The 14,015-nt window shown below is 44.7% G+C and carries 11 protein-coding genes; 7 read left to right on the top strand and 4 right to left on the bottom strand.

What is annotated here, in order from left to right; all coding sequences use genetic code 11:
• Positions 1-110: 110 nt before the first annotated feature.
• From ACOGW3_RS12175 to ACOGW3_RS12165, 3 genes are all read left to right on the top strand, one after another.
• Positions 111-1,379 (top strand): aminotransferase class I/II-fold pyridoxal phosphate-dependent enzyme, encoded by a 1,269-nt coding sequence (locus ACOGW3_RS12175; protein ID WP_419903222.1) that lies wholly within the window; start codon positions 111-113, stop codon positions 1,377-1,379.
• The gene (locus ACOGW3_RS12170; RefSeq protein WP_419903221.1) at positions 1,379-3,757 is read left to right on the top strand and encodes a DNA translocase FtsK; all 2,379 of its coding nucleotides are present in this window, start codon (positions 1,379-1,381) and stop codon (positions 3,755-3,757) included. The genes ACOGW3_RS12175 and ACOGW3_RS12170 overlap by 1 nt, the downstream gene beginning before the upstream one ends.
• Before the next feature lie 105 nt (positions 3,758-3,862).
• A complete protein-coding gene (locus ACOGW3_RS12165; protein ID WP_419903220.1) occupies positions 3,863-4,549 on the top strand; it encodes a LolA family protein in 687 nt (228 codons plus the stop codon).
• Here ACOGW3_RS12165 and ACOGW3_RS12160 read toward each other — a convergent pair.
• On the bottom strand, positions 4,546-5,367 hold the full coding sequence (locus tag ACOGW3_RS12160) for a sterol desaturase family protein (protein ID WP_419903219.1): 822 nt from the start codon (positions 5,365-5,367) through the stop codon (positions 4,546-4,548). The two genes, ACOGW3_RS12165 and ACOGW3_RS12160, sit on opposite strands and share 4 nt — an antisense overlap.
• Positions 5,368-5,575: 208 nt before the next feature.
• Between ACOGW3_RS12160 and ACOGW3_RS12155 the strand changes: the two genes are divergently transcribed.
• Positions 5,576-6,346 carry a gamma-glutamyl-gamma-aminobutyrate hydrolase family protein gene (locus ACOGW3_RS12155; RefSeq protein WP_419903218.1) on the top strand — a complete coding sequence of 257 codons (771 nt, stop codon included), beginning with the start codon at positions 5,576-5,578 and terminating at the stop codon, positions 6,344-6,346.
• Positions 6,347-6,863: 517 nt separating this feature from the next.
• Entirely contained in the window at positions 6,864-7,661 is a 798-nt protein-coding gene (xth, locus tag ACOGW3_RS12150) for an exodeoxyribonuclease III (protein ID WP_419903217.1), read from the top strand.
• Positions 7,662-7,694: 33 nt separating this feature from the next.
• Here xth and ACOGW3_RS12145 read toward each other — a convergent pair whose 3' ends face one another.
• From ACOGW3_RS12145 to ACOGW3_RS12135, 3 genes are all read right to left on the bottom strand, one after another.
• On the bottom strand, positions 7,695-8,159 hold the full coding sequence (locus tag ACOGW3_RS12145) for a cyclic nucleotide-binding domain-containing protein (RefSeq protein ID WP_419903216.1): 465 nt from the start codon (positions 8,157-8,159) through the stop codon (positions 7,695-7,697).
• A gap of 22 nt (positions 8,160-8,181) precedes the next feature.
• On the bottom strand, positions 8,182-10,899 hold the full coding sequence (locus tag ACOGW3_RS12140; RefSeq protein ID WP_419903215.1) for an ABC transporter transmembrane domain-containing protein: 2,718 nt from the start codon (positions 10,897-10,899) through the stop codon (positions 8,182-8,184).
• A 314-nt stretch (positions 10,900-11,213) separates the two neighbouring features.
• Positions 11,214-12,446: an ISL3 family transposase gene (locus ACOGW3_RS12135; RefSeq protein WP_419903214.1), complete on the bottom strand. Its 1,233-nt coding sequence runs from the start codon at positions 12,444-12,446 to the stop codon at positions 11,214-11,216.
• On the opposite strand from ACOGW3_RS12135, the gene ACOGW3_RS12130 reads away from it, so the two are divergent.
• Both ACOGW3_RS12130 and ACOGW3_RS12125 read left to right on the top strand, forming a co-directional pair.
• On the top strand, positions 12,433-12,579 hold the full coding sequence (locus ACOGW3_RS12130; RefSeq protein ID WP_419903213.1) for a hypothetical protein: 147 nt from the start codon (positions 12,433-12,435) through the stop codon (positions 12,577-12,579). The two genes, ACOGW3_RS12135 and ACOGW3_RS12130, sit on opposite strands and share 14 nt — an antisense overlap.
• Positions 12,580-12,724: 145 nt before the next feature.
• Positions 12,725-13,960, top strand: a complete 1,236-nt coding sequence (locus ACOGW3_RS12125) for a glycosyltransferase family protein (RefSeq protein ID WP_419903212.1) — start codon at positions 12,725-12,727, stop codon at positions 13,958-13,960.
• Positions 13,961-14,015: the final 55 nt, after the last annotated feature.

Here is a 14,015-nt window from a genome sequence, read left to right as displayed (position 1 = left end):
CATTTATTTTCCTAGCCACGCTCCCGCCCGAATTGGTATTTAAGAACAATCATAACGTTTCAGTTTGTTCTCGCCGAGCCCGGCATTAGAGTTAGAGGTTAATAGCTACTGTGATCACGCGCCATTTTGTCGATCGTCAGAAACTTCAGGAATTCCATCCTTTTACAAGACTTCGCGACTTATTAGGCGCGACACCGCCAGGGAAATCTCCGCTGAAGGATGGCGCCCCCATAAACCTCTCTATCGGTGAACCTCAGTCCCAACCGCCAGCTTTCGTCGCTGAAGAAATAACCAAAGCCGCTGCAGACTGGTCCCGCTACCCCTTATCAAAAGGAACGCCGGATTACCTTGAGGCTTGTACTAGCTGGATGGAAAAGCGTTACAATCTTCCCAAAGGAATGGTCGACCCATCCAAACATCTTCTCGGCGTACCTGGGACGCGTGAAGGCTTGTTTATGACAGCACTCACGGTTCTTCCAAACCCAAAGCAAGGTGAGGATGCCCCTGTCTTCTTGACGCCCAATCCCTGTTATCATGTTTATACGGGTGCAGCAGCTGCTGCAGGAGCAGAAGTTGTAACCGTAAACGCAACACGTGAAAGCGGCTACCTCCCTGATTACACCCAAGTTCCGGAGGAAATTCTCCAACGCACAGCCCTTTGTGTACTTTGCAGCCCTTCGAACCCTGAGGGAGCAGTCGCGGACCCACAAAAAGTTCGCGACCTCATTGCACTTGCCCGAAAATATGACTTCGTGGTTGCTTTTGATGAGTGTTACGCGGAAATCTATACAGGAAGTCCGCCCCATTCTGCGATTGAAACGGCATCCGATCTGGGCGGCGATCTGTCGAATATTCTTATATTTCATTCGTTATCCAAACGCTCCAGCGCTGCGGGCTTGAGATGTGGCTTTATTGCCGGGGACGACAAATGGATATCAATGATCAACACAACCTGTCAGGTGGGTGGTGCCGGGGTCCCGATTCCAGTCCAAAACGCCGGTACTCGGTTGTGGCAGGATGAAGACCATGTCATTGAAAACCGTGCCCGCTATCAGGAAAACTTTAGACTTGCTCAAGAAATATTGGGAAACTCTGTACCTGTTGAAATTCCGGCAGGCGGGTTTTGCCTTTGGTTAGATGTTGGCAATGGCGTTGAGGTGACGAGCAAGCTTTGGCAAGAAGCTGGCATTCGCGTGATGCCCGGTGCTTACATGAGCCACATGGACGAAACAGGTGTCACACCGGGAGATCGCTATATTCGCCTGGCTCTGGTTTATGACGCTGAATATATGGCCATCGCCCTTAAAAGGATAAAAGAAATCCTTAGTCAATTTATCCCAACCCTGGGTGCTCATGGTGAAAAAGGAGATACTGCCTGATGGCTCGCTCGGCAAAAACTGGAGGCGTTCAACTCCTTCCAGAGGGTACAGGAACATTTTTTCGACGCCGTACGATCGAGCTAACTGGCGCGTGCTTACTTATTCTTGCGGTTGCTTTCGTTCTAGCCTTTCTTTCGTTTGAGCCAAATGATCCTGGCTTTAACAGAGCCGTCGATGGGCCCGTAACAAACTTACTCGGGATAATTGGCGCCGAAATATCAGGCTTTGCCTTAACATTTTTTGGCCTATCTGTTTATTGCCTCCCCATCATTCTGACCGGATGGTGCTGGCGCTGCCTGAAAGATCACTCCCTCTCAAAACCTTGGGCAAGAGCCCTCGCTTTTCCAATAGTGGTGATCGGCCTGTCTCTCACCCTTACAGCCCTTCCCGGTGTAGAGGGCTGGCTGGGAAAAGGCCAACCTGACAGTTTAGGCGGAGCGTTAGGCCAGGTTATTTTAGGCCAAATACAAATCCATACCCCTCTTCCTCATTGGGCTATTGCTCTCATTGCATTGCTACCGACCATACCAGCGTTCCTCTATGCCGTTGCTCTTAACCGAGATGAATGGAGAAAAATCGGTAAAGGGCTTATGTTTGGCATAACTTCTTCCAAGAAAATTGGAAAAATTTTCAATATCGACAATCCCTTTAAAACTGATGATCTTGACGATGAACCCAGCATAAGAACCAAGCGAAACAAGGCCATACGCAAACGGGCGACAAAAGATCGAATTGAACCCGTACTTGAAGAGGAACAAAAACTAAGTTCCAGAGTTGAAACAACGGTAACATCGACCAAACAAAGTAAACGCGCCAAAGCAGAAGATCAGGGGCGCCTAGACCTCAATAATAACGATGGGGAATATGAGCTCCCTCCCATATCCATTCTCAGTGACCCTCCCGCTGACGCCAGCAAAGAGAATATGAGCAAAGATGCGCTCGAGAAAACCGCACGGTTACTCGAAACCGTTCTCGACGATTTTGGTGTGAAGGGAGAGATTGTTACGATTCGGCCCGGCCCTGTCGTTACCCGGTACGAACTTGAGCCTGCACCAGGCACGAAGACCAGCCGGGTTGTCGGCCTTGCTGATGATGTCGCAAGGTCAATGTCAGCCATCTCTGTCCGTGTAGCAGTCGTTCCAGGTTCAACAACCATCGGTATCGAATTACCGAACAGTAAAAGACAAACCGTTTATCTCCAAGAGCTTATGGGCTCTACCGACTATGATAAGGACAAAGGTAAACTGCCTATTATCCTTGGAAAGGATATCGGGGGGTTACCTTCAATTGTCGATCTTGCCCAGATGCCTCACCTACTGATTGCCGGTACCACCGGTTCTGGTAAATCAGTTGCGGTCAATGCGATGATCTTGTCATTGCTCTATAGATTTACCCCTGATGAATGTAAATTCATCATGATTGACCCCAAAATGCTGGAACTATCTGTTTACGACAACATCCCCCATCTTCTTGCCCCCGTTGTAACAGAGCCCAAAAAGGCTGTGGTCGCCCTGAAGTGGACAGTTCGCGAGATGGAAGATCGCTATCGGGCTATGTCCCGTCTTGGGGTACGTAACATTGATGGCTACAATTCGCGGATGGAAGAAGCCCGCAAAAATGGCGAAGTCCTGACACGAAAGGTACAAACCGGTTTTGATCCTGAAACTGGACAGCCGATCAATGAAGAACAACCCTTCGATATGAGCGCACTTCCCTACATCGTCGTCGTTGTAGACGAGATGGCAGACCTGATGTTAGTCGCAGGTAAAGATATTGAAGCAACAATTCAACGGCTTGCCCAAATGGCGCGTGCAGCAGGCATTCACATTATGATGGCAACCCAACGCCCTTCAGTTGACGTTATCACAGGCACAATCAAGGCCAATTTCCCAACTCGTATCAGCTTTAACGTTACCTCCAAGATCGACAGCCGAACCATTCTAGGAGAACAAGGTGCGGAACAGTTGCTTGGGCGGGGAGATATGCTTCACATGGGTCAGGGCGGGCGCATTACGCGTGTTCACGGACCCCTCGTCACCGACGAGGAAGTCGAAGAAGTAGTTAAGTGGCTCAAACACCAAGCCCAGCCGAATTATGTCGAATCAGTTACCACAGAAGATGATGATAGCCCAGATTTTGACAGCGCAGGCCCATCGAGCAGTGGTGGCAACGGTAGTAAAGCTGATGAACTCTATGACAGAGCTGTTGCAGAGGTCATAAAAAGTCGAAAAGCCTCTACCAGCTATGTACAACGGCGGCTGCAAATTGGTTACAACAGAGCTGCAACCATCATCGAGCGCATGGAGGATGAAGGAGTCATTTCCTCTGCCAACCACGTTGGGAAAAGAGAAGTTTTGGTCCCAAGTCGGGACGAATAATTACTGTTTTCTGCTATCCTCGTTTCAATCACAAAACTGCCGTTATTATTGAGTAGTTTGATATAAAGTTAGTAAGCTATGCTTGATATATTTAAGGATAAAAATTTGGGTTGTACATTTCGTAAGCTCGCATTTGGTCTCGCATTACTGGGATTTGTAACAACCTCTCCTTTGTTTTATGCCAACACAGATGCTCAGGCCGCTTCCAGTAATGATGAAACGGCAGCTTTTTCTGGCTTATCACCCGATGAAGTTGCAATTGTCAGGCGCGTAGAAGGTTATCTTAACGATCTGACATCCGTATCAGCACGCTTTATACAAGTATCAAGTAATGGCAGCCTCTCTGAAGGAAACCTCTATATTCAACGCCCAGGCCGGATGAGATTTGAATATGACGATCCCGTTCCAATTGTCATGATTGCCAACGGCGTTACCCTGCTTTACTTCGATAAGAAGCTAAAACAATCAACATATCTCCCCCTCTGGAAAACGCCTCTGTGGTTTCTGATCAGAGAGAAAGTCGAACTTCACAAAGACATTCATATTTTGAGAGCTCAGGAATCGAATTCAACCGTGCAACTAGAACTCCGTGCTGAGGGAGAGTCAGATGGGACTCAGATGACCCTGCTTTTCAGTGATAATCCTCTGTCTCTTAGAAAATGGGAAGTCGTAGACGCCCAGGGAATAACCACACAGGTTTCCCTTATTGATCCTACCTATGACGGGGCAATCAATGAGGATGTTTTCAAAACCGACGATCTGGATTTACAGAAAAAAAATCTCGCTGATTAATTCTTTCTCAGACGAAAGGGTCGAAGTAATAACGCGATAAATCCCTTATCTCGTACACCTTCGACCCCGATACGCATCCCCAATTTTCTTGTATTTTTGCTTCTTGTATTAAAAAGGGGATCCCAACAACTGAAAATTGTACCGTAATTGCTATCCGTATCAGCCCTTATCGCGTGGTGATGGATCCAATGAATTCCAGGCGTTATAAAAATATACCCCAATAATTTTTCAATATTTCTTTTGAACTTGATGTTGGAGTGATGAAACACCGTTGCAATCAGAACACAGGTCTCAAACACTATGATTGAGGCAAAAGAAACATCTAGAATGATAACGATGCCAGCCCGAGCAATGGCAGATAAGAGAATTTCACCGAAATGAAAACGTAAGGCCGAGGTAGTATCCAGGGTATCATCAAGATGATGAACTTCATGAAACCGCCAAAGAAATGGTATTTCATGGTTAAGGCGGTGCCACCAATAAATCAAAAAATCCATTATCAGCACATCAATAACAAGACTAGACCATCCGTTCATATAATCCGGACGCCAATCAAGTGAGTTCTCAGTTGCCCAGATGGTAATTTGAATAATAATCAAGGGTGAAAGGATTATATTACAAATCCATAGGCCAATGTTTTTCTGGACTCGCATGGGGAAAATCCGAGCCAATCCCCTATTCGCATCTACGGTATGATTATCTGTTATTTCGTCAGCGAGAACAGCAGGATTTAAACGCTCGGAAATAAACAGAAGCGCTATCCATGTGAAAACAACAACACCTTTGTAGGCTAAGAGTTGCTCTGTAAGGTCTTCCATTTATTTTATCCGCTGTCCATTTACTATACCAACTTCCCTCTGAGAAATATGGTGCAAGATATGTGGAAACAAAAGCAACTCTATAGTAAATCACGGAATTTTGAGACACAGATACTCAATATAAGATCAAGGCTTGCACGTATGAAAAGAAAGGCTAACATCCTTTGCTCAGATTTAAACACCTCATTTCTTCTTTGGTAAATACACGATGACTTCAAGATCATTACCTATCGTTGGCGTTTCAGCCTGTCTCCACAAAGGCGATACCCCAAAGCCCTATCACTCTGTTGATGATAAATATTTGCGTGCAGTATCCCTTTCTGCCCAATCTATGCCTGTTATTATACCGGCTTTAGGTAATTTACTTGATATCCCAAATCTGATTTCGAACCTGGATGGCATTATGCTGACGGGTAGTAACAGCAATGTATTTCCTGAGCTATACCAGACCCGGCCAACTCCCGATGCCGAACCCTATGATCAAATGAGGGATCAAACCACTTTTGCCATTATCCACGAGGCCCTTAAACAAGAAGTGCCTTTACTCGCCATTTGTCGTGGTTTTCAAGAACTCAATGTCGCTATGGGTGGATCTCTTTACTCCCAGATTAAGAACGTTTCAGGGCGTATGGATCATAGCAGCCCTGATACAAATGAAATGGATATTGATTATGGTCCAAGCCACAATATTCAGCTTAATCCTGAAGGCGAGCTCTTCAAAATTCTGAAAACCGATCAAGTTTCAGTTAACTCACTTCACTATCAGGCGGTAAAAAAAGTCGGTGAAGGCCTCACGATAGATGCCCAAGCAGATGATGGAACCGTTGAGGCAATCTCTATGCCACTACAACCTTCCTTTGTGTTAGGGGTACAGTGGCACCCGGAATACAAATCCCAAGACAACCCGGTATCCCGGGGTATATTTAGTGCTTTTGGAGCCGCCGTTACCAATCGGGCACTTAGCCGTACGCAAGTTTGATAAGTCATTTAGGCCTCGATTTTATCACAGTTTTTCTCCTATGATTCTCAGCCGAAAAAAGAAAGCCCTTGGTTCCTCTGGAGTCCCTATAGGGAACGCAACATTTTGTTAATATTGCTATCGGTTTTTAAGAATATTTTCCAATATTTTTCCAAATACTATGAATATATGCCTATCAAGTCATTTTTATCCACAGGCACATTGAAATCCTCCCTAGATGGCTTATCTTAGAATCACGTCGCCTCCTACCTCACTCCTGGCGACGTTTAAAGAAACTGGAATCCCCCCTCTAGTTTCTTGAAACTCTGCGAAGAAGCGGGAACACCTGGTTATCCCCCCAATCGGGTGTTCCTTTCTTTCTTTTGCCTTTTGTTCTGTTATAGTTAGATCTAATTTAAGATCCTATCTTGCTATACTAGATTCAAAAGCCATCTCAAAAATCATTACTATCCCGAAACATTTTATAGATATTTATTTCGAATGCGGAATAAATTTGTTTCGAATATGGAATAAATAAATGTCCTTACGTATTGCCACTTGGAATATCAACTCTGTACGCCTACGCTTAGGTCACCTAAAAGACTTCACTGAAAGTCATAAGCCCGACGTATTGTGTTTACAAGAAACCAAAGTACAAAATTCTGAATTTCCAGAAAACGATATTAAATCAATGGGATATGAAACTGTTTTATTCCATGGCCAGAAAAGTTACAACGGGGTTGCCATCCTGTGCAGGAAAGAAGTTAAATCACATGATCGTAAAATTTGGTGTGATAAAGATGATTGCAGGCATTTATCTGTGACTCTAGATAATGACGTGGAAGTCCATAATTTTTATGTTCCTTCAGGGGGCGCCGTTCCGGATCCGGAACAAAATGACAAATTTGCTCACAAACTACAGTTCCTTAAAGAAATGACGGACTGGGTATCGGATTCAGCAATAAAGAATAAAAATATTGTACTGGTTGGCGATTTAAACGTCGCTCCGCTCGAAAACGATGTCTGGAATCACAAAAAAATTCAAAAATCAGTTGGTCATACTCCTTTGGAGTGTGAGCTCATGGCCAAATTAAAGGTTGCGGGGGAACTTACTGACGTAGGCAGGCACTTTGTCCCAGAAGATCAACCCCTATATTCCTGGTGGGGATATCGGTATAAACCTGCCTTTGCCAAAAACTACGGCTGGCGGTTAGATCACATTCTCACGACAAAAAGCCTTAAGTCTTCTCTCGAGCATTTTGAAGTAATCAAAGATACCCGTGGATGGGAGAAACCATCAGATCACGTCCCCAACATCGTCGACTTAAATCTTTGAATAAAGTGCAGTTAAAAGCCCTTACTAAAAGTATTATGAGGATTTATCAGCCAGGGCATTACGAGCCTCTGTCAATTGGCTTGTGGTTTTGTCAACGCGGTGAGCAAGCACACGCATAACCTCCACACCCATTTCCGGGAAATCCATAACCATATTAAAAAAGAGTTCCTTGGTTATTTTTAAAGTAATCAGTTCCGTCTTGGCTTTAATAGTAGCCGTACGCGGCACATCGCAAAGAATTGCGATCTCACCAACAAACTCATTTTTCCCGAAAGTCGCAACAACCAGAGGTCCATCATCTGTATCAACGATGACGTCAGCATCTCCGTCAATAAATATATAAGCCGCATCGCCAGCGTCACCCTGATGGAAAAGCTCTTGCCCCTCTTTATAAATCAAACGCTCACTGGCAAACGCCATCAGCTTTAACCGTGAAGGGTCAATATTCGCGAATAGAGGAATATTCTTTAAGGCTTCTACTTCTTGCTCAATCGACATTTTAAATTTCTTCCCTTACCGATTATTCCGCTGCGATCAGGCTACTAAGTACTTTGCCTTCAACATTTAACTCGTTATAGGTGCCGCTCTCGACGATCCTGCCATTTTGCATCACAATTATATACTGAAAGTGCCGCGATAGTTCAGCGCGTTGTAATGTCCATACGATACCTTGCTCGCCCTGGGCTTCCATTATGGAGGGAACAAGTTTGTTCTGACTTTGGGAATCCATCACCGCGGCCGCCTCATTGACAATGAGTAGATCTGGTTTCTTGATCAAAGATCGCGCTACGGCCAGCTTTTGTCTTTGAACAGCACTTAATCTATTGCCCCCAACACCAACATTATAGCTCAACCCAACCTCGATGACGTCGGACCGAAGACCAAGATCATCCAAGAGCTCTGTCATCACCCGCCCAATGGTCTCTCCCGCTTCGGCACGGCCATAGGCCAAACGTCCAAAAAGAATGTTATCCTGGAGACTCGCAGCAGAGTTAAAACTCTCCGGATCATAAAACTCGACAGCTTCAGGATCTCTTTCCTCCAGCTTTTCTGCCAGAAGTTTACGGGCTGTCAGAATTTTAGCCTCAACTTCTTCGGTTACAAGGCCGAGACGATGCCTCGCTTCTACATAATCAAAAGGCAAATGCATCAATGCCTCTCGATCAGATACTGAAATATCAGAAAAACTACTCTTATCAGCCCGCTTCACGATCTTATCAAAATCAGGAAGATCATCTGCTGAAATAAAACTGAATTGCTCAAAGAAGGGGTGAGTGGGCGGTAAGCCTGTAAAGAGTTCAACCATGGTCCGGGCAATAGAAAGGCCCATATTGTAGATTGAATCTCGAAGTTCAGCTTCGGAAACCGCCTCCCTCAGGATTGGCATCCCTAACAGGCTATCACCTGCATAATCACTATTACGGGGCGTACCAAAGAGAAGATTCTCGCGTAAAGTTGCATTCTTATTATAGCTCTCGGGGTCAAAAGCGATAACAAGATCTTCAGCACCAATCGATTTCAAGTGATCTTTGAGGGCTTCACGAGCACCAAGGATAGATTCTGCGATGTCCGGGCGGTTTTCGATATCAACGTTACCACTTAAACCGAACCGATATACATCTTCCTCTAAATCAACACTTCTAAGAACTTCTGTGACACGGGGAACCAGCTGCACAGGATCGTCAATACCAGCACTTTTGTAATCGACCCACTCCCCCATAGGATTAAGAATTGTATTCCCTGTTCGTGCGGCTTCTTGTCTATCCCGAATAGCCTCATCGCTTGAGGCTGGGTTATGGGGAGAATCACTGATCATCCAATTCCGTAGGCCATAGAAAAGGTTATCCATAACCGACAATGGAAATAGATAGGCATCCTGACCAACATAAGACAGGCGACGCCCAGTGATTGCAGAAGGTAACTGATCCAAAGATCTATCACTGACCCTGATGGAGCCACTGGTTGATTTTACCAGATTGGCCAACAGTAACCCTAAATATTCTTTACCACTGCTTGCATTACCAACAACTGCAACACTCTGATTAACTCCAAAGGAAAAACTTACCCCATCAAGCAGCTTGTTCTCACTCTCATCAATAAGAGTAAGGCTACTGGCAACGACATCACCACTTAGAACTTCGTTATTACCTTCTGTAAGAGTTTGTTGCGTAGATTCAATCATACCCATTGGCTGGAATTGTTCGACCACCTGTTCATACTTTATCTGAACATCATTACGTTGTTGGTCCCAGTTAATCAGATCTTTTACCGGCGGAGGTAAGTCTTTATAGGCGGCCAGCACAGCAACCAGGGTTCCTATTTCGAATTGCCCTGTAATAACAAGGTAACCACCCCCTAAATAAAAGATGAAGGGGGTTATTTGAGCTAAGAGGTTATTTAAAAACTTTACGAAGAATTTTCTTTGAAAAATTTCATAGCGAATTTTAAAAATCTTACCCAACCGGTGAGAAATCTCAGCTCTTTCATAATTGCTGGTGTCATGAGATTGAATTTCTACAGCACCCCCGACAAGTTCACTTATCCGCCCGGCCAAAGCCCTTGCGGTTACTTGCCGTTGACGCCCAAGAGTAAGTATTCGTTTTCGTAACTTGGGTATCACAAAGGCCTGAACCAAAACGATGCTCATGGCCACAGTGCCAAGCCAAAAGCTCTGCACCATGATAAAGATCATCGCTGTTAGTGCCTGCCCCCCAAGAAAGAAGGGAGTTACAATTGCATCCCCTATAAAGCCACCAAGTGGTTCAACCTCATCCTTAATCATGGTCGCAACTTCGGCTTGTTTTACCCGACGACTATGCATGATGGGAAAGCGGAGAATGCGATCAGCCAATTCGTAACGAAGCCGACGCAGCATTCTTTCGCCAAGGCGCCCTTTTAAGGTATTGATTACAAATTTAAAAAGACCGTTTACAAGAACTAAACCAAGAAATGAAAGGCAAAGAGCGAGTAAAAGTGCCAGCTGGGTTAAATCAAAGCCTTCAAAGAGGACGATCGTTGTTCCATATATTTCTTCGCCAAAAGGTAACTCAAAACGCATAAAGGGTAGCGTTGAATTAAACCCAGCAAAGTTTTCTGAATTTACCGCCTTATTGATAATACTTTTGGGTAAATCAAGAGAGAGGAAATAGAACGGCATGGACACCAAAACCAGAAAGAGAATTTTTATCTGATCTTTCTTGCTGTGCTTCCAAATGTACTTAAAAAGTTGCGGTTCCATTACGGCTTAAATTCCCCCACTATCGCTCTTAATTTATAAGGCAGGTAAACTCTGAAAAGAACAGTATCAAGACTATTGTGATGGACAAAGAAGAAATAACAGTCTGGGTTTTAGTTTTTCTAGCCTAATGAATGAAATTAAATAGGTAAACGGGCACAGGTAAACTCTTTGTCATTTCTTGTGTGATGTTTACACCAAAATGTTGTGCTAATTTGTCAATTAACGATAGGTAAGCAGTATAAATCGTTTTTCGCCTTAAGCATGAAAATGGACCATTTAAATTTTTAGGCACTTCTCCGCTTTGTTGAGTAGATTTAGGATTTCAAATAGAGCATAGATTGATTATCTGGAATGGATGATTGTCTAATTTTGAGTTTGAAGTATTCGGTATCCTTGATGCCTCTGGCTCGCTTACGGATCATTCCTATACTGACATTACCAGCCTCTATCCTGGCGCTTGTGAGCTTGTGTTTGGCGTAGTTGCAGATGCCCACACAATGTTTCCGTAGGGATTTCGCGAACTTTTTTAGATAGAGCATCTGTGACTGATCTGCTATCAGGCACCAACGTTCCAGTTGCTCCGCCATCGCCTCAAATGAAGCGGCACTCCACAGCAGCTGAAGCTGTTCTTTCAAGACGTAAAGTGCATTCAGGTTGCTATTGCTCTCCAGCAACCTTTGCAGCTTGTCACTTTGTTTTTCACTCAACTTATCCGCATTTTTGAGCAACAGATAATGTGTCCCTTTCATCAACTCTTTACCACTTGGATCGGCCTTTCTGAACTCAAGTCGACGCTGATTATGGATAGCTTTGCTGTAGTTTTTCATGACGTGGAAACGGTCAAATACTATGTCGGCCAACGGCAAGGACTCTCTGACAGCCTTTTGGTAGGCAGGCCCCATATCCATCGCTACGGCCTTTATTTTGCAGGCTGTATCTGGTTGCATTTGTTTCAAAAACCTTGAAAAAACCTCGGCAGTTCGGCCTGCTTCAACCCAGATCAGATGACCGCCAACCATATCGTAGACCACCGTCATGTAGTCATGACCTTTCGCCCGGGCAACTTCATCTACACCAATATATTCCAAGCCAGTTAGCTCTGCAGGATCAAGCGTAGGGAGAGTTTCAATAAGGTATGCCCTGTCGATATTCTTGACCGTTTCCCATCGTATATCCAAATGTCTGGAAACCGCTTGAATAGACATATGCCGACATAATCCACTGATCAGTCGGCAAAATCGGTGAGTGAAACGGCACCCTTTATCAACAAAATCACACCCCTCAATGCGGCGTTCGCCCTTGTTAATATAAACCTGCGCCAGCTCAATCTCGACCACACAAGGATACCCAAAAAGGGGGATGTCGTTTACTTGTCGGCGGACATGCTGGTTGATGCTTCCCTTCTGGCCTGTAGCAGGGTCTATAGCCCTCCTACGCGCGTCTCGGCTGCAGTGAATGACAATCTTAACACCGCCGTCATCCAGTTTAATTTCATTTACACGTTGCCCTTTGAGGCCTAAAATATGCTGCGAGATGTTGATTGTCATATACCTGCTCTATGTAAAGTTATCAGAAACCATACATATCAACAGGTTACTTGGCGGTCGGCATCTTTTTCTACTCAACAAAGCGGAGAAGAGCCAATTTTTACTTCATGCTTTTTTGAAGTTATTTTCTTAAAAAACAACACTGAAATGTTACGATCAGCACATTCTTTCTTGGGTCCTGGGAATGAAATGTGGCATAGTCACCTCGATTATCGAGGGGGAGTAGACCAATCACACAAGACAGCGATCATTTAGCTGACAGCCTAGAGCACAAAGGCATGCGCGTTCTGATCTATAGCCACGACAGCTTTGGCTTGGGTCATTTACGGCGCTGTCGCGAAATCGCGCATACTCTGGTTCAAGAAAACAAACACTTATCCGTGCTCATACTATCCGGATCCCCAATCATAGGTTCGTTTGGATTTAAAGCTCGGGTAGATTTTGTTCGAATCCCTGGTGTAATTAAGCTGAGAGATGGAGATTATACCTCTCTCAACTTACATATAGACATAGAGCAGACCCTGGCAATTCGCTCTTCTATCATTATGCACACAGCTGAATTTTATGATCCAGATCTGTTCATTGTTGATAAAGAGCCTCTAGGTCTTCGTGGTGAAGTCGAAGATACCCTCCGCCTGATGAAGAGCCGCGGCACTCAATGCGTATTGGGATTACGCGATGTCATGGATGATCCTGAGCTCTTATCGACAGAATGGGAACGTAAAAATACCGTCCCTGCCTTAACAGATTATTATGATGATATCTGGGTGTATGGCTTACCCCAAATTTGTGATCCTTTAGAAGGTATCGACCTTCCGCCTTCAGTTCAAAGAAAGATGACCTATACTGGTTACTTACAAAGAACTGGTGCTCATGATGCCCCTATGCCCGTGCTTGAAAAAATAGACGAGGATACCCCTTATCTGCTCGTGACGGTTGGCGGCGGCGGAGACGGTGAAGATATCATCGACTGGGTACTATCCGCTTACGAAAGCGATCCCGATCTTCCTTATCCCGCGCTATTTGCTCTTGGCCCCTTTATGAACAGTGAGTTACAGCATGACTTCCAGGTTCGAGCCAGCAAATTAGATAACGTCGAGGCAATAACCTTTAACGCGCAGTTTGAAAGCCTTGTTGATCGCGCCATCGGTATTGTCGGTATGGGGGGATATAATACTTTTTGTGAAATTCTCTCCTATGACAAAAGAGCGCTGATTATTCCAAGAACTGTTCCGCGGATGGAACAATATATTCGCGCCAGTCGAGCTCAGGAACTCGGTCTGGTTAAAATGCTGGAAAATACTGGCCAGAGAGATCCTCAAACAATGGCAACAGCATTACGAAACCTCCCTCAACAGAGTTTGCCGTCAAGCGTTGTTGTTCCCGGATTACTTGATGGGCAAGATAATGTCATCAAACTTGCCAATAAATGCTTCAAGGCCAAACAGAATCTCATCAAGTCAATTGAGTGTGAAGAACCAGCCTTATCCAAAAAAACAGGCTCTGAGACATAAGAGGCCTAATTAGGGCATATAATTTATATAATTTCAGATGATTGCTTCAACTATT

Origin of the sequence: Kiloniella sp. (genome assembly GCF_965205715.1) — a bacterium.
Lineage (GTDB): Bacteria > Pseudomonadota > Alphaproteobacteria > Kiloniellales > Kiloniellaceae > Kiloniella.
The sequence above is the reverse complement of the archived record's forward strand: the minus strand, read 5'-3'. Positions and strand labels throughout refer to the sequence as shown.

What these genes read in the sequence shown, in the direction of transcription:
- ACOGW3_RS12130 (WP_419903213.1), top strand. Translation starts at nt 12,433, where the DNA reads ATGTTGATTGTCATATACCTGCTCTATGTAAAGTTATCAGAAACCATA.
- ACOGW3_RS12125 (WP_419903212.1), top strand. Translation starts at nt 12,725, where the DNA reads ATGCGCGTTCTGATCTATAGCCACGACAGCTTTGGCTTGGGTCATTTA.
- ACOGW3_RS12145 (WP_419903216.1), bottom strand. Translation starts at nt 8,159, where the DNA reads ATGTCGATTGAGCAAGAAGTAGAAGCCTTAAAGAATATTCCTCTATTC.
- ACOGW3_RS12140 (WP_419903215.1), bottom strand. Translation starts at nt 10,899, where the DNA reads ATGGAACCGCAACTTTTTAAGTACATTTGGAAGCACAGCAAGAAAGAT.
- ACOGW3_RS12155 (WP_419903218.1), top strand. Translation starts at nt 5,576, where the DNA reads ATGACTTCAAGATCATTACCTATCGTTGGCGTTTCAGCCTGTCTCCAC.
- xth (WP_419903217.1), top strand. Translation starts at nt 6,864, where the DNA reads ATGTCCTTACGTATTGCCACTTGGAATATCAACTCTGTACGCCTACGC.
- ACOGW3_RS12135 (WP_419903214.1), bottom strand. Translation starts at nt 12,446, where the DNA reads ATGACAATCAACATCTCGCAGCATATTTTAGGCCTCAAAGGGCAACGT.
- ACOGW3_RS12170 (WP_419903221.1), top strand. Translation starts at nt 1,379, where the DNA reads ATGGCTCGCTCGGCAAAAACTGGAGGCGTTCAACTCCTTCCAGAGGGT.
- ACOGW3_RS12160 (WP_419903219.1), bottom strand. Translation starts at nt 5,367, where the DNA reads ATGGAAGACCTTACAGAGCAACTCTTAGCCTACAAAGGTGTTGTTGTT.